A 22,737-nucleotide genomic window follows, 5' to 3' on the forward strand; every position below is an offset into this window, starting at 1 on the left:
TCACGGGGTCGAGGGCCAGCAGTGCCACGGCTGCTCGCCGTGGCCGGCCAGCAGCCGGGTCAGGTGCCGCAGCACTTCGGCCTGCTGCTCGCGCAGATAGAAGTGAGCACCGGGGAAACTCTGGAAGTCGGTGACCTGGGCGCTGACCTCGGCCCAGGCATAGGCTTCGTCCGCATCGACTTCAGGGTCCTGGCCCCCCAGGCACACGCTCAGGGGCAGGTCCAGGGCGCGGCCGATGTCGCCGCGATAGGACTCGATCAGCCGATAGTCGTTACGCAGTGCCGGCAGGTACAGGTCGCGCAGCGTCGGGTCGTCCAACAGGGACGGCGCGCCATCGGACAGGCGCCGTACATCCGCCAGCAACGCCTCGTCCGACCCCAGGTGCAGCTCGCTGTGGCGCTGGCGATGGGGCGCCGGGTGTGCTGACACAATCAGGCGCTGAGGGGCCGAGCCTTGCTGCTGCATGCGCCCCGCCACTTCATAGGCCAGGGCCGCGCCCATGCTGTGGCCGAACAGCACCAGCGGCCGGTCCACCAGGTCCGACAGGGCCCGAGTGATAGTGCCCGCCATCCACTCCAGGCTGCCGGGCCAGGTCTCGTTGAGGCGCTCTTCACGCCCCGGGTACTGCACGCTGATCAACTCGATATCGGCGGGCAACAACGCCCGCCAGTCATTGAAAAAACTCGCGCTGCCCCCAGCATGGGGCAGGCACACCAGCCGGCAGCGCGGCGGTTGCGGCTGCGGGTAACGGCGCAGCCAGGCACTGGGAGCCTTTCTCACAGCACACCCTCCTCTAGCTCGGCCAGTGGCGTACCGGCGCTCAGGCCCAGGCTGACCCGGGTGTCCGGCAACCACTGACAGACCTGCTCCAGGCAGGCTTGGGCATCCAGCACCTGGGCCGCGTAATGCAGGCCTTGGGGCAATAGCTGCCAATGCAGCGCGCAGAACGCCGCGACGCTGCCGGTCAACCGCGAACCGTCGCCGGCCCGCAACCAGGCACTGGCCTGCTGCGGGCGGCCATCACGCAGGCCGTCGAGCTCCACCGCCAGCAGTTGGTACGGCCGCCGTCCGGCCACATCCAGGGCGCTGGCCTGGACCAGCGCGGCGATGTTCTGCGGCGTGTTGCGCGCCTCTGGCGCCGAGCCCTGGATACGCTGCAAAGTCGCCGCCAGTTGCCCGCCTTCGAACAGATTGAAGCCCTGTCCATGGGGCACTTGCAGGTCACTGAACAAGCGCTGCTGCTCGGTGCTCAGGTAGGGATAGGCCTGTACCCCGGCCACCGGCAGCCAGTCCCGTTGCAGAGGCTGCCGGGCACTGCCCGTGCTGCGCACCACCCGCCCCTCGCGCCAGCCGCACTGGGCCTGGCCGAAGCCATTGCCCAGGCTCAGCAGGAAGTCCTCGGCGGCCGTGGCGGACAGCCGTCCCAGGCCGCCGGCATAGCAGCGCATCTCATCGACTCGCTGGAAAGACTGCGCCAGCAACCGCGGGAACACCCCCGACAGCCCCGGCAGCATGCCCGCCGACAACAGCACCCGGCGCCCTGCGGGCACTTGACCGGCCAGACGCTCGTGCACCGGGTCGTCGCCGCCCACATCCAGGTAATCGGCGCCCGCCGCCAGCGCGGCCCGGGCCACCCGGTCGAGAATCCGGTAGCTGGGCCCGGCGCAATTGATCACCAGGGTGCAGCCGGCGCAAAAGCTGGCCAGGCTTTGCTCATCCCACAGGTCCAGGGCGCGCACGTCGGCGCACGCCCCCAACTGCTGGTTCAACTGCTCGGCCTGCTGCCGGTCGCGTCCGCCCAGGCGCAAGGCAAGCCTGGGTGCCAGCAGTTGCGCCACCTGACGGCCAACGCTGCCATACGCGCCGACCAGACCAATGAGCGCCCCACTCATGCCGCCACCTCGGCGGCGTCGAAGGCCCGGGCCACGGCTTGCACCTGGGGCTGCTGCATGCAACTGAAGTGATCCCCAGGCACATCCACCACCCGCAGTTCGCCCAGGCACAGAGCCTGCCAGTAAGCGCTCATGTCGCGATGCATGCCCGGCAGCACCTGGACCTCGCCGCTCTGGCGGATGAACAGCAAGTCGCCCTGATACGGCGTGGCCTCATGCAGGGCCACCGCCGCCAGACTGTGACGCAATACCTGCAATTGCTCGCGCAGCCAGTCCAGGTCACTCAACTGCGAACCGGCGTGACGCATGGCTTCGGCAATCGCCTGCAGGCGCTGCTCGGGGGTCTTCTCTGCCAGGCGCCGCAGACAGGCCAGGGCCGAGGTGCATTGGCCATCGTCGCTCAAGGCCAACAGCGAACCCTGGGGCACCCGTCCTGGGGTCTGGGCCAGGACCCGGGCGATGCTGCGCTCCATGGCCTGCTCGTCCTCGGGATACCCCAGCACCAGCGGATCGGCCTGCATCACCCGGGCGAACACGTACTCGGCCAAGAGGTCGTCCTCGATCATGAACGGCACCCGGTAGCTGCTGATCACGCTCAGCTGCAGCACCTCGATGGAACGCGCCGCCAGGCACGCCGCCAGTTCAGTGGCCAGCAACCCGCCCAGGCAGTAGCCGACGATGCTCACCTGGCGCCGGCCTTCGGCCTGCAGGGTGTCGGCATAGCGCTCGGCCAACCGGCGAATCGCCGTGGCCGGCTCCAGCGCCAGATACCCCGGCACGTCGTTGAGCACCAGCCCTTCCAGGGGCGCGTCTTCCCCCAGGGCAGCGAACAGCGCGCGATACGGCGCCAGGGTGCCGCTGCCGTCGTGGACGAAGATCCGCGTCGGGCCCTGCACCTTGTCGCTGATGCGCACCAGCGGTGAATCGCCTTGCCCACCCTGCCCGCGCAGGTAGTCGGCCAGGGCCGCCACGGTGGGCTGGTTGATCAACTGCCGCAGCAAGTCGCTCCAGGGCAACTGCCGGGCCTGGGGCAAGGCTTCGCGCAGGCGACCCACCACTTGCGCCACCAGCAACGAGTCGCCGCCCAGCTCGAAGAAGCCCTGCTCGCGGCCCACCGCCGGCACCCGCAACAGGGCCTGCCAGACCTCGGCGATGCTGCGTTCCAGATCGTCCACCGGCGCCGCGCCGCTGTTGACCTGTTGCTCGGGCCCGGCCACACCGATCCGGGCCAGGGCCTGGCGGTCGACCTTGCCGTTGGCGGTCAGGGGCATCTCATCGAGGATCTGCCAGTCCGCCGGGATCATGTAGTCCGGCAGACGCTGGGCCAGATGGGCACGCAGTGGCTCGGGCTCCAGGGTCTGGCGCTCGCTCTTGAAGCGGGTAATGAACAGGTGCTGTCCGATCTGCGACATGGCGTCATCGGCCTTGGGCAGGCACAGCGGGGTTTCGCCCCCGGCCTCCAGCAGCAACTGCTGCCACTGCTCGCGCCGGATGAAGGTGGTGTCCAGTTCCGCACGGAAATCTTCGAAAGCGGTCAGGCCTTCCTTGAACTCCATAGAGGCCATGATCTGGTAAGTGTCGCGGGTGGCCTCGATGAAGATCAGCCAGCCGCCCGGGGCCAGCATCTCCCGCAGCCGCGCCAGCACCCGGCTGGCATGCCGCGAGTTGTGCAGCACGTTGGCGCAGAGAATCACGTCCTGGGAGTTGGCGGCCACGCCCTGGGCCCAGTGGTCCTGGTTGAGGTCGAACAGCCCGTAGCTGACCCAGGGATAGGCGGCGAAATGTTCCCGGGCCTCGTTGAGGAAGAACTGCGACAGGTCGGTGAACTGGTAGTCCACCGGCAGGCCGTCCAGGGCCGGGATCAAATCGGCGCTGGTGCCGCCGACCCCGGCGCCGATCTCCAGCAGGCGCAGGCGCTGGCCGGCAGGACGCTGGCGGATGATCTCCTGCACCGCGGCGCACACCGCCTGGTTCAGGTACTGGCTGATCAGGTTCTTGCGGTAGGCGCCCTCGGCGGTATCGGTACGGCCCTCGGGGAACAGCAGGTGCAGCGGGTCCAGTTGATCGCTCATCAGCGCCGGCAGTTGCTCCTGGCTCTCGCGCAAATAACGCAGGACCTCGGCGCCCCAGCCTACGCGAGGCTCCAAGGCGTCGATGCGCTGCCACAGCTGAAGGTATTCCTCGCGCTGCACCCGCAGGTCCGAGTAACCACCGGACTGCCGGTCATGCTGCACCAGCCCTTCTTGGGCCAGGGCCTGCAACCAGCGCCGGATCAAGCGCTGGTTGCGCGGCGCGACCTCGCTCAAGGCCCATACCTCTTCCAGGGAGTGACGCTGCCCCGCCTGCTGGAACAGCCCGGGACGCTGCAGGGCCAGGCCCATGGACAGCAGCGCGGCACGCTCGACACAGGCCGACATCTCGCTGACCAGGGCATCGCTCAGATCACCGCGCACGGCCTGGGCCGCGGCCTGGGTACGCGCCTCCAGCTGCTCCGGCCAGGCCAGCGGCATGTCCCGCAGACTGGCCCGCAGGCAGGCCTGCAGTCGCCGTTCGAAAGCCCCTTCGCCAGCGGCCACCACCACCGCGGACTCCACATGGGGATGGCTGAGCAGTGCACTTTCCACTTCCGCCAGCTCGATGCGATGACCGCGCACCTTGACCTGGAAATCCTCGCGACCAAGGAACTCGATCAGGCCATCTTCCAGGTAGCGGCCCAGGTCGCCGGTGCGGTACAGGCGCTCGCCGCTGCGGGGGTGATCGACGAAACGCTCGGCGGTTTTCTCGGCGTCCCCCAGGTAACCCAGGGCCAGGCCGCTACCGGCGATGTACAGCTCACCGGCCACCCCTTGAGGACGGTCGCGGCCCTGCTCGTCGAGGACCATGAAGCGCTGGTTGGCCAGGGGCGCGCCGTAAGGAATGCTGCGCCACTGCGGATCGACCTGGGTGATTGGGTAGTAGATCGACCAGATGGCCGCTTCCGTGGCCCCCCCGAGGCTGATCAGCCGCAACTGCGGCAACAGCTGGGCAGCCTCCGCCGGCAGGTTCAGGGGAATCCAGTCCCCCGACAGCAGCGCCAGGCGCAAGGCACCGGGCGCCATCGACGGCACTGCCTGCAGGTAGTGGGTAAGCATCTGCAATTGCGCCGGCACCGAGTTCCACAGGGTCACCCCGTGCTCCCGGGCGCACGCCGCCCAGTGCGAAGGATCGGCGCGGCGTTGCGGGTCGGGCAGCACCAGGGCGCCGCCCACGGCCAGCAGGCCGAAGAGGTCATACACCGACAGGTCGAAGCCCAGGCTGGCCAGGGCCAGGACCCGATCCTCGGCGCCGATGGCAAAGCGCTGGTTGATGTCGACGATGGTATTGAGCGCCGCCTGATGGCTGATCATCACGCCCTTGGGCACCCCGGTGGAGCCGGAGGTGTAGATCACGTAGGCCAACTGCTGCGGATCGATGTTCAGCACCGGCAACGGAGCTTGCGCCGCCAGCGGGCTCTGATCGACCTGGATCACCTGGGTCACCCGTGCCGGCCAGCACAACTCATCGCTCAACCAGGACTGACTGAGCACCCGGCCGACCTCGGCGTTATCCAGAATCAACTGGCGCCGGGCCTCGGGCTGGTTGGTGTCCAGGGGCAGGTAGGCCGCCCCGGCCCGCAGAATGCCCAGCACCGCAATCACCTGCTCCAGGCCCTTGTCCATGCACACCGCGACCCGCTCTCCCGGCTGGCAGCCGGCGTTCAGCAGGGCCTCGGCCACGGCCTCGGCGCGTCCGGCCAGTTCGCCGTAGCTCAGTTGCCCGGCGCCCTGGATCAGGGCCACACGCTGCGGCGCAGCAGCTGCCTGACGCCAGAACGGCTCATGCAGCCCGCCGGTGGGCAACGGCGCCGCTGTCTGGTTCACCAGCTCGCGTTGCAGGCGCTGGGCCGCCGGCAATTCCAGGCAATCGTCCAGGGTCCAGGCCGAGGGTTCCCGGGCCAGGCGCTTGAGCAGCCGTTCGAAGGTATCGAACAAGTCGTCGAGCAGCGCCTCGCTGAACACCCCTTCGCGAATGTCCCAGTTGATCGCCAGGCCGTTGTCCCGTTCGCTGACCTGGCAATCGATCAGCACCTGGGGCGTCTGGCTGATGCCGAACACCAGCTCGGCTCCCGGCATGAAGGCCCCGCCGCCGCTTTCGCCGCCGGCACCCAGGGTGCTGGTGAAGGCGTACGGCATCAGCGCCGCATCCTGGCCCTTGCGCCGCGCCAGCTCGCGCAGCACTTCGATGCCCGAGCACAGGCGATGGTCCATGTCCTGCCACAGCCGTTCCTGCAACTGCTGGCTGCGCTGGCCGAAACTGCCCCCTTGCAGGGTCTGCACTTCCAGCAGTTCCACCGAGCTGAAATCCCCCACCAAGCGGTCGACCTGAGGGTGCAGGGACAGGCGATTGAGCAGGGTCAGGCTCAGGCAGAAGTGTCCGCGCCGACTCCAGCGCCCAAGGGTTTCGGCGTAGGCCGAGAGGATCGCCGCCGACACGCCGACCCCGGCGGCGGCCGCATTCAGGCGCAGGGCGTTGCAGTCCCGCGCTTCCAGGCTCATGGCCCGGCGCTGGAAGCGTGGCCCGGTGGGTGCCCCCAGCAGCGGCAGCTCCGGTGCCCCCGGCAGGCTGTCGACCCGCGCCCACCAGTAGTCACGGTCGCGCTGGTAGCGCGGTTGCTCGCGCAAGCGCCGCTCGCCCAGCACGTAGTCGCGGAAGCTGATCTGCGCCGGTGCCGGCAGGGCCTCGCCGCGGTACAGCTGCTGCAACTCGGCCAGCAGCATGCGCACGCTCTGGTAGTCGCACACCAGCAGGTCCACCGACAGGTGCAGGCGCGAGGTGTCGCGGCCCTGGCTCACGCACAATTCGATCAAGGGCCATTGCTGAGGCGTGGCGCGGCGCAGTTCCATGCGCTCGCGCAGGGCCTGCAAGGCACTGCCGTCGTCCTGGCTCAGGTCGTGGTGCGCAATGGCGTAATGGGGCACCTGGGGCAGGATGCGCTGGTAGCCCTCCTCCAGCACCACGGCGCGGAGCATCTCGTGACGGGCGATCAGCTGGTTCCAGGCCTGTTCCAGGCGCAGCGGGTCGAGGTCCTGCTGGGCGAACTCCAGATAACCGTGGCAGGCCACGCCGCCAAAGCTGAAGGCTGTGGTGCGGCCCAGCAGATAGGCCGCCTGCACATCGGTCAGCGGGAAGGGTTCTTCCCGGGCCGGCAGGTCGGCCTCCAGGGTCGGCATCTGCGCCGCCTGCAGCTGTTGCAGCAACGCGTCCTTGTGTTGCCGAAGTTGCTGCAGGCGCGCGTCGTCCATGACCCCAGCCGGGGCCCGATAACGCAGGCGGCCCTGTTCTTCCCAGAGCTCCACGCCCAGTTGTTGCAGATCCTGTTGCAGTTGCTGCAGCGTCATAACACGCCCTCCACCATTGCGTTCTGAGTGACGGGCCGCTGTTCCCGGCGCGAGGCGAGCAACTGCCCCAGCAGGGCCACGGTGGCCGCGTTGAAAAAGTCCTTGAGCGACAGTTCCACCTGGAACTGCCGAGCGATGCGTTCGATCAAGCGGGCGGCCAGCAGGCTGTTGCCACCCAGGGCGAAGAAGCCCTGGTGCCGGCCCACCTGTGGCACCTCCAGCAACTCCTGCCAAAGGGCGGCCACGGCCTCTTCCCACTCCCCTTCAGGAGGCTCGGCGCTGTGCGGCGCGATGCCACGCCGCTGCTCCTGCAGCAACCACAGCAAGGCCGCGCGATCGACCTTGCCGTTGCTGCTCAGCGGCAGCTCGGCCAGGGTCAGCCAGCTGTCCGGGAGCATGTGTTCGGGCAGCCATTGGCCCAGCCACTGCCGCAGGGCCTGGGTCGAGGGCAGCGGCTCATGGGCCACCAGCACCACCGCCAGCTGCGGCTCGCTGCCGGGCAGCACCAGGCTCAGGGCGCGACTGATGGCCGGGTGGCGTTCCAGGGCCAGGTCGATTTCCGCCAGTTCGATGCGAAAGCCGCGGACCTTGACCTGATGGTCCAGGCGTCCGAGGAACTCCAGGGTGCCGTCGGCCCAGTAGCGACCCTGGTCGCCGGTGCGGTACCAGCGCGCGCCGTCATGCTCGACAAAGCGCTGGGCACTCAGGCTGGGCAAGCCGCGATAGCCCGCGGCAACCCCGGCGCCGCCGATCCACAGCTCGCCCGGCACCCAGTCGGGGCAATCCCGGCCCTGGCTGTCCACCACCCGGAAGCACTGGTTGTCCAGGGGCCGGCCATAAGGGATCGAACGCCAGTGCCCGGGCACCACGTCCACGTCCTGGCAGTTCGACCAGATCGCCGCCTCGGTGGCGCCGCCCAGGGCCACGAACTGCAGTTCACGCCCCGCCGCCTCTCGCAAACGACGTGGCAGGTCGAGGCCGACCCAGTCCCCGGAAACCATGGCCAGGCGCAACGCCGCCAGGCCGCCAGCGTCCCGTACCTGCAAGGTCAGCATGTCCAGCAGCGCCGGCACCGAGTTCCACAGGGTGACCTGCTGTTCGCGGATCAGGCGCAGCCATTCCTGGGGCTCCTTGCGCAAGGCGTCGGCCGGCAGCACCAGGGCGCCACCGACACTCAGGAGGCCGAACAGGTCGTACACCGACAAGTCGAAATCCAGGGCCGAGACGCCCAGCATCCGATCCTCGGCGCTGACCCGATAACGCCGGTTGAGCGCCTCGATGGTGTTCATCGCCGACTGGTGCGACAGCTCCACCCCCTTGGGTTCACCGGTGGTGCCGGAGGTGAAGATCACATACGCCAGGGCATCGGCCGCAAGCGGCAAAGGCTGCGCCAGGGCGGCTGCCGGGCGTGCCTGGGCCAGGGTCACCACCCGCAGTGCGGCGAGCCAGATACCGCCGTCGCGGTGAGCCGTGTCAGTGAGTACCACACGCACCCCGGCACGCTGATAGATCATGTCGCGCCGGGCCGGCGGCTGCTCGATGCCCACCGGCACGTAGACCGCACCAGCGGCGAGAATCCCCAGCACCGCGATCACTTGTTCGCGGCCCTTGGGCAGGGTGATCGCCACCGCCTCGCCGGGTTGCACGCCCCACTCCACCAGGGCGCCCGCCAGTTGCAGGGCTTGCCGGGCCAGCTCGGCATAACTCAGCTGGCCCTGGTCGCAGATCAGCGCCAGCCGCTCGGGATGGGCCTGGGCCTGTTGGAAGAAGCCCTGGTGCAACAGCCGGGCCGGGGTTGCGTGCCGGCAGTCGTTGACCGCGCGGCGCACCCGCTGCTGGTCGGCCGGCAGGGGCAACGGCGCCACCTGTTGCCAGTCATGCTCGCAAAGCCACAGCAGCAGAGTGCGATAGGCTTCGAACATCTGCTCCAGCAGGCCCTCGGGGAACAGCCCCTGCACCGCGTCCCAGTTCAGCAGCAGGCCGTCGGCCATCGGGTAGCTCTGGTGATCCAGCCACACCTGGGGCGTCTGCGACAGCGCCCAGCCGGGCTCGCCCAGTTGCTGGCGGCAGGTGTCATCGACAAAGGCCGGGCCCAGGTTGCAGGCAAACACCACCGGCGCCCCCTGACCACCGCCCTGACGCAGGCGCGCACGCTCGCGCAGCACCTCGACCCCGGGCCAGGCGCTATGGGCGATATCCCGGTGCAACTGAGCCTGCAGCGCCAGGGCCTGCTGGCAGAAATCCAGGGGCTGGCGCTGATCCACTTCCAGCAGCACCAGATTGGAGAAGTCCGCCAGCAGGTGGGGCACGCAAGGGTGCAGTTCCTGGCGGTTGAACAGCGGCACGTTGAGCAGGAAATGCTGACTGGCGCTCCAGCGCCCCAGCACCTGGGCATAGGCACAGGCCAGCACGCTGGCCAGGGTCAGGCCGTGCTGCCGGCCCTTGTGCTCCAGGGCCTGCAACTGGGCTGTATCCAGGCGCATGGCCAGACGCTTGAAGCGTGGCGTACCCAGTTGCTGCGGCTCTCGGGCCAGGGGCAATTGCGGGCCGTCGGGCAACGCCTCCAGGCGCGGCAGCCAGTAGTCCCGGGCCGCCGCCAGTTGCGGCGCCCGGGCCGCCTGCTCGGCTTTCAGGTAGTGGGCAAAGTCCCACTCCAGCACCGGCAGTTGCTGTTCGAGACCGGCATGGATCAGGGCCAGATCCCGCAGCAGGATGCCAATGCTCAGGACATCCGCCACCAGCAGGTCGATGTTCAGGTGCAGACGGCTACGGCCTTCGGGCAGCAGACTCAGTTGCACATCGAAGACCTCCCCGCGACTGACCTCCAGGCAGCGGTGCGCCAGGCGCTGACGAATCTGCTCCAGGGTCTGGGCCACACCCACGCTGGAGGCCTGGCGCAGGTCGTGGACGATCAGACCGGGCCAGGGGCTCTGGGGCAGGATGCGCTGGCAGGTATCGTTGACAAAGCAGGCCCGCAGCATCGGATGACGCTGGCACAGGCGGCGCACGGCCTGCTCCAGGCGCTGGGGTTCCAGGTCCTGGCCATCCAGTTCCTGATACAGGTGGCAACCCACGCCCCCCAGGGGCATGCCCGGATCGCGACCGAACCAGTAGGCCTGTTGCAGCGGGGTCAGAGGAAAATCAGCGTTGTCGCCGGCGTCGGCTACCGCCTGCAAGCACGGCGCCGCAAGGCCCCGGCGGGCCTCGATCAGCGCCCACCAGCCGTCCAGGGTCGGCTGCTGGATAAGCTCGGCAAAACTCAGGCTCACGCCCTCGGCGGCCAGCAACGCCGGCAGGCGCATGATGCTCACCGAATCGAGACCCTGCTCGATCAGCGAAACATCCGCCTCAAGCTCCTCGGGCGCGTAGTCGAGCAGTCGGGCAATGCCCGCGCAGAGGCCTTGGGGTGAATGACTCAGGCCGGCGTGCGCTGGATGAGCGCGTGCCAGTGCTGGGTTATCAGTCATGGTGGACGGTCCTATGGGGTACGGAAGGGGTAGGTCGCAAGCGCCAGCGATTGATCGCCTCGCGCTCGTGGAACAGTTCGCGATAACGGCCGGTAGCCGCCATCAGTTGGGCATGGGTGCCGCGCTGGGCCAGGCGGCCCTGGTCCAGCAGGAGGATCTGCGCGGCATGCGGGGCCAGGGTCGGCTTGTGGGTCACCAGCAGCACCGTGTGCTTGCGCGCCAGTTGCAGCAGGCTGCGGTTGACCCGCGCCTCACTGATGGCGTCCAGGGCGGCGGTGGGTTCATCCAGCAGGATCAGCGTGGCGTCCTTGAGCATGACCCGGGCCAGGGCCAGGCACTGGCGTTCGCCGCCGGAGAGGCTGACACCGCCCTCGCCCACCCGGGTCTGCCAGCCCTGGGGCAGACGCTGAGCCAGGCGGTCGAGGCCGGTGGCGTGGGCGGCGGCCATCAGTTGCGCCTCACTGGCCTCGGGGCGGCCCAGGCGCAGGTTGTCCAGCAGGCTGGCGGCCAGCGGCGGACAGTCCTGGAACATCAGGGCAATGTCCTGGTCGCGCTGCCGGGCCGAGAGCTGGCGCAGGTCCACGCCCCCCAGCAGGATGGCGCCGTTGCTGACATCGCAAAAGCGCGCCAGCAAGCGCAACAGGCTCGACTTGCCGGAGCCCGAGGCCCCCACCAGCAGGTTCAGGGAGCCCGGTTCCAACTCGAAGCTGATGTCCTGCAGCAGCGCTCGGCCCTGGCGCACCAGCCCCAGCTCCCGCACCTCGACCCGTTGCCCCTGCGGCGTCTGGGGCTCGCTCGGCTCCGGCAGGGGCGGCAGGTTCAGCAACTGGCACAGGCTGTCCACGCCGTGGCGGGTCTGGCGCAACGTGGTGCCCAGGTTGACCAGGGCGCCCATGGGCTCCACCAGGCAAGTGGCGAGCACCGCCAGGGCCAGGTATTGCACGGCCCCGAGACTGCCACCGAGGACCGCGTAGAGCCCGCACAGCAACACGGCGGTGTAGCCGGCCTGGAGCACCACCACCAACCCCAGGGCTGCCGGAAAGGTGCGCCAGTGGGCCTGGCGCTGGGCCTGACGCTGTTGCTGCAAAGCCTCGCCCAGCAGGCTGAAACCTTCACCGTTGCGCCCGCTGGAGCGCAGCAGCGGCTGCTGCCGCAGGAACTCCAGGACCCGCGCCGCCGCTTCGCCGGCCGCCGCTTCGCTGAGGCGCTCGGCCTGCCCGCCCCAACGCACGCCCCAGTGATAGAACAACAGCAGCAGGGGCACACTGGCCAAGGCGGCCAGGGCCATGGAGCGGTCATAGAAAAACAGCGCCAGCAGCAACGCCAGGGGCGTGAGCAAGGCGTTGGCCATGGGCTGCAGCAGGTGCGCCGGGGCACTCATGATCTGCGCCACGGTGTGGGTCACCAGGCGGTTGAGCTCGGCGCCACGCCGCTCGACGAACCACTCCAGGGGCAGGCGCGCCAACTGCTGGCCGATGCGCAGGTTCAGCGACTGCGCGGCCGCCGCCCCGGCCCTGTAGCCGGCCAGCTGGGCATGGCGGCGCAACCCCAGGCACAGCCCGGCGAACCCGGTAAAAGCCCCGGCCCAGAGCCAGGGCGCCTTGCCCGACGCGGCGTCGAAGACACCGGCAAACGCCATGGGCAGCAAGGCCAGCGCCAGGCCCTGGGCCAAGGCACTGGCCGCCATGGCCAGCAGCGCCCGGCGCAGCAGGCCGGCTTCCTTGGGCTGCAAGCTGCGTAACAGGGCAGCGATCATGACAGGGCCCTCGTCAACGGGGCCGCGCCAAACTGCTCCGCCGCCCAGAGTCCGGCATACACTCCCTGCTGATCCAGCAAGGCCTGGTGCCGACCGCACTCGCGCAATTGCCCGCCCTGGAGCACGGCGATCTGGTCGGCGTCCTGGATGCTGCTCAAGCGATGGGCGATCACCAGCACCGTGCGCCCCGCTGCCAACCGCGACAGCGCCTGCTGGATCGCCGCTTCGGATTGCGGATCGCTGGCCGCGGTGGCCTCATCGAGCACCAGGATCGGTGCCTGGCTGAGCATGGCCCGGGCAATGCCCAGGCGCTGGACCTCGCCGCCGGACAACTGCACGCCGGTCCCCAGCAGGGTGTGATATCCCTCGGGCAAGGCGCAGATGCGCTCGTGGATCTGCGCGGCCCGAGCCGCCTCTTCGACCTCTGCGAGGCCGGCCTCGGGGCGCCCCAGGCGCAGGTTGTCGAGGACGCTGGTGCGCAGTAGACGCACCTCTTGAAAGACAAAGGCCACCTGGCGATACAGGGTCGCGCTGTCCATGTCCCGCAGGTCGACACCGCCGATGCGGATCGCCCCGGCGCTGACATCGGCAAAGCGCGCGAGCAAGGTGGCCAGGGTGGATTTGCCGGCCCCGGAATCCCCCACCAGGGCGGTCAGGGTGCCGGGCTGCAGGCACAGATCGATGCCCCGCAGCACCTGAGTGCCGTCGGGGTAGCTGAAGTCCACGGAATCGAAGGTCACCAGGGCACCTTCGGGCTCTCGGGAGAACGCCGGCTGCGCCAGCACCGGCGTGCTCAGCACCGCGCTGATGCGCTGCGCCGCCGCCCGGCCCTGGACCAGGGAATCGGCGCCATGGCCCAGGGCCGCCACCGGCGCCGCCAGGGCCGGGCCCAGCAAGGCAAACGCCAGCAACTGCGCCGGCTGCAGCCAGCCGCCGGCAATCAGCGCCACCCCGGCCACCAGCACCAGGGCCAACACCAGCAGAGGCGAAAGCAACACTTCGACACTGGCCCCCAGGCCGGCCCAGCGCTCGACCCACTGGGAGAAGAAACGGCCGAAATCCTCTACGGCCTTGAAGAAGTCGTCCTGCACCCGCTCCACCCGGCCAAAGGATTTGACCATGGCAATGCTCTGCACAAAGTTCAGGGTCGCCGTCGACAGCGTGCCCATGGCCGCGCCCAGGCGCTGGCGCTCGGCGTGGTACGCCGGGGTACGCATCACCCGCAGGCGCCACAGCGCAACCAGCGGCGGCGCCAGCACCACCAGGGTCATGGGCAGGCTCACCGTCAGCAGGTAGATCAGGCTGGCCAAGGGCACCACCAGGGCCGCCACCAGATTGTTGGGCAGGTGCGCCACCAATTGATGCAGGGCGCCGACATCCTCCAGCAACACCCGCTCGGCGGTTTGCCGCTGGCCACCCAACCAGGCCAGGGGCACCCGCGCCAGATGGGCAGCGATGCGCTGGCGCAGATGGCGCTGCAGGTCACTGTCGGCCAGATGGGTGATCTGCAACCCCGCCGCCAGCCCCAGCAGACGCAGGAGCAAGGCCCCGCCCCCGGCCAGCAGCCAGAAGCCCGCGCGGTCCATATCCAGCTCGCCCGCCAGCAGCAGCGGCGCCAGTTCGGCCACGGCCATCAGCGGCAGCAGGCCCACCAGCGCCGCCAGCACCTGCAACAGCATCGCCGCCAGCAGACGTCCGCGCACCGGTTGCAACAGGTCAGTCAATCCTGGTTGTTCAGCCACGGGCATCAGTTCCCACCCGGCCTTGGGCCTCAGCACCGAAGTACAAGGCCTGAATGGCCTCACGCAGGTGTTTGCGGCTGACCTTGCCGACCCCGGTCTGGGGAAAGGCCGGGATGAACTCGAAGCGATCCGGCAGCTTGAACGCCGCCAGGCCCTGGGCCCGCAGATGGCGCAGCAGTTCCACAGCCCGGGGCGCCTGGCCACGGGCAATAACGAAGGCGCAGGTGCGCTCGCCAAGGAAGGCATCAGGCATCGCCACCAGGGCGATGTCGGCCACCGCCGGATGGCTCAGCAGCAGGTTCTCCACTTCTTCGGCAGCGATCTTTTCGCCGCCGCGGTTGATCAGGTCCTTGTCCCGCCCTTCCACCATCAGGTAGCCGTCGGCGGTGAGCTGCACCCGGTCACCGGTGCGATAGAAGCCGTCGGCGGTGAAGGCCTGGGCGTTGTGCTCGGGATAGCGGTAATAGCCGCGGATGGTGTAGGGGCCACGGGTCAGCAACTGGCCCACCTGGCCCACCGGGACGGGCTGGTCCTGCTCGTCCACCACGCGGATTTCGTCCGCCGGCGACAGGGGCCGGCCCTGGGTGTGCAGCACCCGCTGGGGCGGGTCTTGCGGGTCGGTGTAGCAGATCAGCCCTTCGGCCATGCCGAACACTTGCTGCAGGCGGCAACCGAGCACCGGTTCGATACGCCGCGCGGCCTCGAAACTGAGCTTGGCCCCGCCCACCTGCAGCAGCTGCAACGAGGAAAGCCCCCGTCCGCGAGCCTGGGCCGCTTCCATCCAGACCAGGGCCAGGGGCGGCACCAGGGCGGTATGGGTGACGGCTTCGCGCTCGATCAGTTCGAAACAGACCTCCGGGCTTGGCGAGTGGCCGAGCACCACGCGCCCGCCGACCGACAAGGTGCCCATGAACCCCGGGCAGCACATGGGAAAGTTGTGGGCCATGGGCAGCACCGCCAGGTACACGCTGGCACTGGACAAACCGCAGCGCTCGACGCTGGCCCGCAGGTTGTAGAGGTATTCGTTGTGCCGCCGCGGAATCAGCTTGGGAATCCCGGTGGAGCCGCCGGACAACTGGAAGCAGGCCACGGCATCGGCACTCGGCGCCGGGAAAGCCGGCGACGGGGCCGGGTCAAACAGGCCATCAAGGGCGGTGAATTCCTCGGCCTCGCCGGCCACTATCACCCACTCCAGGTGCGGATTACCGGCCTTGAGATCCCGGGCCATGGCCCGGTAATCGAAGCCGGCATCACAGTCGGTGCACAGGTAGGCCCGGGCCTGGGCGAATTCGCAGAAACGACCGATCTCCAGATGCCGGTGCGCCGGCAAAGCGAAGATCGGCCGCACGCCGAGGCGATACAGGGCAAAGCAGGTTTCGACGAAAGCGCTGCGATTGGGCAATTGCAGGACCACATTGTCCCCGGCGCGCAAGCCCAGGCGGTACAGGCCGGCGGCCAGTTGATCGACCCGCAGGTCCAACTGCCGATAGCTCAGGCGCTGTTCGCCATCGGTCAGCGCCTCGCGCTCGGCAAAAGCCTGGGCCGCCACCCGCAGCAGGTCGCCAAAGGTTTCATCGCGCCAGTAACCGGCCTGGCGATAGCGCTGGGCAAAGGCCTCGGGCCAAGAGGGGCAATCCTGCAGATCATCGAAAGTGGACATGCTGTCTCCTGAGTTTTTTGACGCAAAAAGCGGCCCTGGACCTGAGGTGCCAGGCCCTTGGAATGAACGGGAAAACGTCGTCGGCGCTAAAGGAAATGAAGGTCCACAGGCGCTCCTGCGGTGCTGTTGCGTGGGGTGTCGTCCATGAAGGGCTGCCGTGCTTGCAAATGAGAGTGATTATTAACCGGCAATTTCCAAGGCCCGGCAATCGCCAGGACATTCGTTTGCGCGGCTTTTTCTTTTGATTGCGCGGCGCGGCCCCGGCAGGCCCTGACAGGACGGGGCGAGAAAGCTAAAGGATAATCATTCTTAATTACAGAGGCGGATTTTCCTGATAGCTTATGGCCTCTTTTTCGGGTTCACAGGGAGTTCGCCATGCTCAGCCCCCACGCTGCGCCGCAGCCTGTCCAAAGGGATTTCACCCTGCAGTTTCCCAATCCGCAGCACGCCGGCACGGCGGCGGTGGTGCCGGAAATCACCTTGTCCACCGGGACTGTGCTGATGGACAGCCAGATGTGGATGCAAGAGCCGCTCTGGCAAGGTTTGAAAATCATCCTGGTGCTCAGCGGCCAGCTCAATTGCCGGGTCGAGGGCCAACCGGAAGTGGAAATTCGCGGCCCGACCCTGTGCGCCGTGGCCAACCAGGGCGAGCACTGCGGCGACCACCTGTTCGCCCGTGGCGTACCGGTGCGCTACACCACGGTGCAGCTGGACTTCCCGTCGATCCGCAATGCCGGCCTGGAACCCGAGCGCCTGCTGGACCCGCGGGGCGGCGGGCCGATGCTGTTCTGCCAGCCGGCCAGCAAGCCACTGCTGGCCCTGGCCCAGCAAATCTTCACCTGCCCGCTGCAAGGCCCGACCCGCTCCTTCTACCTGGGAGGCAAGGCCCTGGAGCTCACCGCCCTGGGGGTCGAGGGCATCCTTGCCCATGCCGAGTCGCGGCCGCTGCAGGACAGCCCCGGCAGCGCGGCGGACATCGAACGTATCCACGCCGCCCGGGACCTGCTGCTCAACTCATTGCAGGACTCGCCGTCGTTGTCGGAGCTGTCGCGTCAGGTGGGCCTCAATCCGCGCAAGCTCACCGCCGGCTTTCGCCAGGTGTTCGGCACCAGCGTCTATGCCTACCTGCAGGAGCAGCGCCTGGGCGAGGCTTACCGCTTGCTGGCCAGCGGCGAGACCAATGTCTCCAGCGCGGCCTATCGGGTCGGCTACAGCCCGGCGCATTTCTCCACCGCCTTTCGCAAGCGCTTCGGGGTGTCGCCCAAGTCCCTGCGCTGAATCGCCCTGGTCTTGCATGCCTGGAACCTTGAACAACGCCGCAGCCCGGCGCTGTCGAACCGCGCGCCTGTTGCCCCGGGCGCCCTGCCCGCGCGGTGCCGCAAACGAAAGAAATGGTCGCTCAAGCCAAAGTTTTAGCCGGCAACCCAGGCGCACAAATGAGATACGTTTGCATTCTCATTTAATCCCCATCACGGAGTGAAGCATGGGTAGCCGCGTTGCGCACCAAAACACCCAAGGTTGGCCGGCCGATTGTCCGGTCCTGCGTCCGGCGCTGCGCCGCAGCCCGCTGGCGTGCCTGATCCATGGCCTGGCCCTGGGCCTGTCGCTGACCCAGGCCGGCGCCGCCCTGGCCGCCGATGGCGAGGCCGACAAGGACCACACCCTGACCCTGGACACCAGCGTGATCAGCGCTACCCAGATCGACTCGCCGACCGGCCAGCAAAGCGGCTACGTGGCCAAGCGCAGCCTCAGCGGGACCAAGACCGACGCCTCGCTGAGTGAAATTCCCCAGGCGATTTCCGTGGTCACCCGCGATCAGATGGACGCCCAGCAGGTGCAGTCGGTGAACGAGGCATTGCGCTACACCGCCGGGGTCCAGGCCAACACCACCGCCGCCAGCCAGCGTTTCGACACGATCTCGATCCGTGGTTTCGACGTCACCACCGGCATGCTCCGCGATGGCCTCAAGGGCAACACCGCCCAGGCCTGGCCCAAGGTCGAAGCCTATGGCCTGGAACGCATCGATGTGCTCAAGGGCCCGGCCTCGGTGCTGTTCGGCCAGAACTCGCCCGGAGGCGTGGTCAACCAGATCAGCAAGCGCCCACTGGAGCAGCCCTTCCATGAAGTGCAGATCCAGGGCGGCAGCTTCGACCGGGCCCAGGGCCAGTTCGACTTCAGCGGCCCGCTGGACGATGAGGGGCAATTCCTCTACCGCCTGGTGGGCCTGGAACGCGACAGCGGCACCCAGTTCGAGCACATCAAGGACGACAAGCAGTACTTCGCGCCCTCCTTCACCTGGAAGCCCAACGACGACACCCGCCTGACCCTGCTGGCCGACTACACCCAGGATGCGTTCGGCGCACCCAGGGTGTCCCTGCCGGCCCAAGGCACCCTGCTCGGCAACCCCAATGGCAAGCTCAAGCACAACGTCTTCCTCGATGAACCGGGGCTGGACAACGACCGCACCCAGTACTCCCTGGGCTACCTGCTGGAGCAGCGCCTGAACGATGTCTGGAGCCTCAATTCCAGCGCCCGCTACGGCCACGTCAACCTGCTGACCAACACCGCCAGCGGCATGTCCCTGGCCCCGGACCTGCGCACCTTGAACCGCGCCGCCTATCGCTTCCGCATCGTCGGCGACACCTACTCCCTGGACAACAACGTCCAGGCCCGCTGGAACCTGGGCAATACGCAGATGGTGTCGCTTTTGGGGGTCGACTACCGGCGCACCCGCGAGGACTACTACCTGCGCGGCGGCGCTGCCTCGTCCATCGACATCTACAACCCGGTGCATGGCGGCGTGTTCAACCCCAACACGCCGTTCACCAACACCGTGCAGCGCGCCGATCAGGTCGGGGTCTACGCCCAGCAGCAGTTCACCTTCGACGAGCATTGGGTGCTCAGCGTCGGTGGCCGCCAGGACCGCTCCAGCGCCCGTACCGATAACCGCATGAACGACAGCGGCAGCAAGCAGAACGACGAGAAGTTCACCTACCGCACCGGCCTGGTGTACCTGGCGGACAACGGCCTGGCGCCGTACATCAGCTACTCCACGTCCTTCGACCCGGTACTGGGCACCAACTTCTACGGCACGCCGTACAAGCCCACCAGCGCCAAGCAATCGGAAGTGGGGGTCAAGTACCAGCCACCGGGGATCGACAGCTACATCACCCTGTCGCTGTTTGACCTGACCCAGGAAAACGTCAAGACCGCCGACCCGGCCCAACGCCTGAACACCCTGCAGACCGGCGAGGTGAACGTGCGCGGCATCGAGCTTGAAGGCAAGGCCAGCCTGGCCCGGGGCCTGGACCTGCTGGCGGCGCTGACCTACAACGACGCCGAGGTGAGCAAGAGCAACAACCCGCTGGAGAAAGGCCAGCGCCCCACCGACACCCCGGAAAAGATGGCCTCGCTGTGGGCCGACTACACCCTGCCCGAAGGCCCGCTCGGTGGCCTCGGCTTTGGCGCCGGCGTGCGCTACATCGGGTCTACCGAAGCCGATGCCGCCAACACCGTCAGCGTGCCCTCCTACACCCTGCTGGACGCGGCGGTGCACTACGACTTCGACAAGCTGATCCCGGCGGCCAAGGGCCTGCGCCTGGCGGTGAACGCCACCAACCTCACCGACAAGCGCTACTACGAAGGCTGCTCGCTGACCAATTGCAGCGCCGGTTATGACCGCAGCGTCATCGCCAGCCTGCGCTACCGCTGGTAAGCCGCCGATGCTGCCCATGCGTGAACTCTGGCTGCGGCTGCATCGCTGGCTGGCCCTGAGCCTGGGGCTGCTCCTGGCGTTGTTGGGCCTGAGCGGCGCCTTGCTGGAGCTCAAGGGCCCGATCCTGCGCTGGGAGGTCGGTGCAACGATGCTGCAACTGGCCCCCGGCGAGCACGGCACGCGGCTGGAACAGGACGCCTGGATCAGGGCCGCCTCCGACGCCTACCCGCAGTTGCACAAGGTCTTCGGCGCAGCCCCTCCGCGCCAGGGCTTTCTCGAATCGGACAACGTGATCGTCTTCGGCGCCCTCAAGGAGCGTCCCGGCACCGGCATCGCCATGATCGATCCCTACAACGGCGCGCCCCGGGGCTTCTTCGTCTTCGAGGACCTGTGGCTGGCCAAGCTGGTGGCGCTGCACCGCAGCCTGCTGTTGCCGCGGGCCTTGGGCTCGACCCTGGTGCTGCTGTGCGGCCTGGTGCTGCTGGGCTCGCTGGGCAGCGGCCTGTACCTGTGGTGGCCGGGCCGCCGCAGCTGGTGGAAAGCCGCCAGCCTGCGCCCCGGTAGCCAGGGCCCCCGGCGCCTGCGCGAATGGCACAACCTGGCCGCCGCGTGGCTGTGCCTGCCGCTGCTGCTGATTGCCGGCAGCGGTGCCTGGCTGGCGCGCCCGGAGCTGTTTGGCTGGCTCACAGCCACGCCGATGGCGGTCAAGCCGCTGTTTTCCGCCGCCCACGGCCATCTGCTGCTGGGGGCTCCCGGCGCCTGGCTGGGGTTTGTCTGCGGCCTTTCATTACCCCTGCTGTACATCACCGGCCTGCTGTTGTGGTGGCGCAAGCGCGTCGCCCGCCGGGCCGTTCAATCGTTCAAGGAAACCTTACATGACACACCGTGATTTCTTGCGCCGCGCCCAGCGCGGGCTCTTGCTCGGCCTGCTGCCCCTGGGCCTGCTGTGGGCCGCCACGGCCAGCGCCGCGACCCTCACCGATCTGGCCGGACGCCAGGTCCAGGTGCCGGACAAGGTCGAACACATCCTCCTGGGGGAAGGCCGGATGATCTATTCCCTGTCGCTGCTCGAAGGCCAGAATCCCTTCGCCCGTCTCGCCGGTTGGCAAGGGGACTTTCGCGGCCTCGACGTGCAGGGCTACGAGGCCTACCACAAGGCTTTCCCCGAGGCGGACAAGGTGCCGCTGGTAGGCGGCACGTCCGCCGAAACCTTCAGCGTCGAAAAGGCCCTGGCGGTGCACCCGGACCTGGCGATCATGGCCCTGAGCGGCGGCCACGGGCCCAGCCCCGACAGCGAAGCGGTGCAGCAGCTGGAAGCGGCTGGAGTGGCGGTGATCTTCGTCGACTTCAGCGACCATCCCCTGAGCAACACCGTGCCCAGCATGCGCCTGCTGGGGCAGGCCCTGGGCCGTGAACAGCAGGCCGAGGCGTTCATCGCCTTCTACCAGCAGTCCCTGGCCCGGGTCAGCGACACCCTGGCCAAGGCCGGCAAGGTCCAGCAGCCGAAGATCTTCATCGACATGCTCGCCGGCTTGCAGGATTGCTGCGGCTCCCCGGGCACCGGCAACTTCGGCGAAATGATCAAGCTGGCCGGCGGGCGCAACATCGCCGACGGGCGCATTCCCGGGCCCATTGGCGTGCTCAACGTGGAGTACATCCTTTCCAGCGATCCGGATGTGTACGTCGCCACCGGGGTCTTCGCTGCCGGCCAGGGCGGCGTGACCCTGGGTTATTCCGCCACCCTGCAACAGGCCCGGGACAGCCTGCGCCAGGCCGCCCAGCGCCCGCCGCTGAACGAGCTGCGAGCAGTGCGCGAGGGCAATGTGCATGGCCTGTGGCACATTTTCTACGACTCGCCGGAGCACCTGATCGCGGTCCAGGCCCTGGCCAAGTGGCTGCACCCGGAGCTGTTCAAGGACCTGGACCCGGACCAGACCCGCCGCGAGCTGTACCAGCGCTTCATGCCGATTCCCGCCAGCGGCGTGTTCGCCACGAGCCTGCAACCATGACCCAGGCTGCCACCGACGTGCAGGAGCGCGTTGCCTCAGGGCATTACCAAAAACGTCATGGCCGCCGGGTACTGCTGTTGTCCGCCCTGGCCCTGGCCTTGCTGCTGTCCCTGGCCCTGGACATCACCACCGGGCCTTCGGGCATGAGCCTTTCGCGCCTGCTGCAGGTGCTCTGGGACCCGGGCTCGATGCCCCGGGTCGAGGCGGTGATCGTGTGGAACGTGCGCCTGCCCTACGCGCTGATGGCGGTGCTGGTGGGCGCGGCCCTGGCCCTGGCCGGAGCGGAGATGCAGACCGTGCTCGACAACCCGCTGGCCAGCCCCTTCACCCTCGGCGTGTCCGCTGCCGCGGCCTTCGGTGCGGCCCTGGCGATTGTCCTGGGCCTGGGCCTTCCCGGGGTGCCGGCGCAGTACCTGATCTCGGCCAACGCCTTCCTGTTTGCCCTGGCCTCGGTGGCCTTGCTCTACCTGCTGGCGCGCTGGCGTGGCTTCGGCGTGGAAAGCCTGGTGCTGTTCGGCATCGCCCTGGTGTTCGCCTTCAACGCCCTGGTGGCCCTGCTGCAGTTCGTCGCCACCCAGGACAGCCTGCAGCAACTGGTGTTCTGGACCCTGGGCAGCCTGGCCCGGGCCTCCTGGGAAAAGCTCGCCCTGCTGGCCCTGGCCCTGGCCCTGTGCCTGCCGTTTTCCCTGCGCCAGAGCTGGGCCCTGACCGCCCTGACCCTGGGCGAGGAACGGGCCCGCAGCTTCGGCATCGATGTCGGCCGCCTGCGCCTGCTGGCGTTGCTGCGCATCAGCCTGCTGTCGGCCCTGGCGGTGTCCTTTGTCGGCACCATCGGCTTTATCGGCCTGATCGCCCCGCACATCGCCCGGCTGCTGGTGGGCGAGGACCATCGGCTGTTCCTGCCGGCCAGCGTGCTCAGCGGCGGGCTGATCCTGTCCATGGCCTCCATCGCCAGCAAGGCCCTGATCCCCGGGGTGCTGGTGCCGGTGGGCATCGTCACCGCCCTGGTGGGCATTCCGTTTTTCATGGCCATTGTCATGCGCAACCGTCGAGGTGTCCTGTGAGCCTTAACGCCCCCT

The 22,737-nt window shown here is 68.3% G+C and carries 12 protein-coding genes; 5 read left to right on the forward strand and 7 right to left on the reverse strand.

The window, feature by feature from the left end; all coding sequences use genetic code 11:
• From DWF74_RS03255 to DWF74_RS03285, 7 genes are read right to left on the reverse strand one after another with little or no spacing between them, the layout of a single operon-like run.
• On the reverse strand, nt 1-780 hold the full coding sequence (locus tag DWF74_RS03255; protein WP_102863107.1) for a thioesterase II family protein: 780 nt from the start codon (nt 778-780) through the stop codon (nt 1-3).
• On the reverse strand, nt 777-1,892 hold the full coding sequence (locus DWF74_RS03260; RefSeq protein ID WP_240322018.1) for a saccharopine dehydrogenase NADP-binding domain-containing protein: 1,116 nt from the start codon (nt 1,890-1,892) through the stop codon (nt 777-779). Before DWF74_RS03260 ends, DWF74_RS03255 begins: the two co-directional genes overlap by 4 nt.
• On the reverse strand, nt 1,889-7,309 hold the full coding sequence (locus DWF74_RS03265) for a non-ribosomal peptide synthetase (RefSeq protein WP_115580314.1): 5,421 nt from the start codon (nt 7,307-7,309) through the stop codon (nt 1,889-1,891). The genes DWF74_RS03260 and DWF74_RS03265 overlap by 4 nt, the downstream gene beginning before the upstream one ends.
• Entirely contained in the window at nt 7,306-10,776 is a 3,471-nt protein-coding gene (locus DWF74_RS03270; protein WP_115580315.1) for a non-ribosomal peptide synthetase, read from the reverse strand. The genes DWF74_RS03265 and DWF74_RS03270 overlap by 4 nt, the downstream gene beginning before the upstream one ends.
• Nucleotides 10,769-12,532 (reverse strand): ABC transporter ATP-binding protein, encoded by a 1,764-nt coding sequence (locus DWF74_RS03275; RefSeq protein ID WP_102863104.1) that lies wholly within the window; start codon nt 12,530-12,532, stop codon nt 10,769-10,771. The genes DWF74_RS03270 and DWF74_RS03275 overlap by 8 nt, the downstream gene beginning before the upstream one ends.
• Nucleotides 12,529-14,280, reverse strand: coding sequence for an ABC transporter ATP-binding protein (locus tag DWF74_RS03280; protein WP_240322019.1), 1,752 nt, complete (start codon nt 14,278-14,280; stop codon nt 12,529-12,531). Before DWF74_RS03280 ends, DWF74_RS03275 begins: the two co-directional genes overlap by 4 nt.
• Nucleotides 14,267-15,934: a (2,3-dihydroxybenzoyl)adenylate synthase gene (locus tag DWF74_RS03285; RefSeq protein WP_115580316.1), complete on the reverse strand. Its 1,668-nt coding sequence runs from the start codon at nt 15,932-15,934 to the stop codon at nt 14,267-14,269. Before DWF74_RS03285 ends, DWF74_RS03280 begins: the two co-directional genes overlap by 14 nt.
• A gap of 375 nt (nt 15,935-16,309) precedes the next feature.
• On the opposite strand from DWF74_RS03285, the gene DWF74_RS03290 reads away from it, so the two are divergent.
• The 5 genes from DWF74_RS03290 to DWF74_RS03310 all read left to right on the forward strand — a co-directional run bounded on the left by DWF74_RS03290 (nt 16,310) and on the right by DWF74_RS03310 (nt 22,722).
• Nucleotides 16,310-17,212 carry a helix-turn-helix domain-containing protein gene (locus tag DWF74_RS03290; protein ID WP_102863102.1) on the forward strand — a complete coding sequence of 301 codons (903 nt, stop codon included), beginning with the start codon at nt 16,310-16,312 and terminating at the stop codon, nt 17,210-17,212.
• Between the two features lie 205 nt (nt 17,213-17,417).
• Nucleotides 17,418-19,649 (forward strand): TonB-dependent siderophore receptor, encoded by a 2,232-nt coding sequence (locus DWF74_RS03295; protein WP_115580317.1) that lies wholly within the window; start codon nt 17,418-17,420, stop codon nt 19,647-19,649.
• Nucleotides 19,650-19,665: 16 nt separating this feature from the next.
• Nucleotides 19,666-20,538 (forward strand): PepSY domain-containing protein, encoded by an 873-nt coding sequence (locus DWF74_RS03300; protein ID WP_240322020.1) that lies wholly within the window; start codon nt 19,666-19,668, stop codon nt 20,536-20,538.
• On the forward strand, nt 20,525-21,658 hold the full coding sequence (locus tag DWF74_RS03305) for an ABC transporter substrate-binding protein (RefSeq protein ID WP_115580319.1): 1,134 nt from the start codon (nt 20,525-20,527) through the stop codon (nt 21,656-21,658). Before DWF74_RS03300 ends, DWF74_RS03305 begins: the two co-directional genes overlap by 14 nt.
• Nucleotides 21,655-22,722 (forward strand): FecCD family ABC transporter permease, encoded by a 1,068-nt coding sequence (locus DWF74_RS03310; protein WP_102863098.1) that lies wholly within the window; start codon nt 21,655-21,657, stop codon nt 22,720-22,722. The genes DWF74_RS03305 and DWF74_RS03310 overlap by 4 nt, the downstream gene beginning before the upstream one ends.
• The last annotated feature ends 15 nt before the right edge of the window (nt 22,723-22,737 follow it).

This window comes from Pseudomonas protegens, assembly GCF_003363755.1.
GTDB lineage: Bacteria > Pseudomonadota > Gammaproteobacteria > Pseudomonadales > Pseudomonadaceae > Aquipseudomonas > Aquipseudomonas danubii.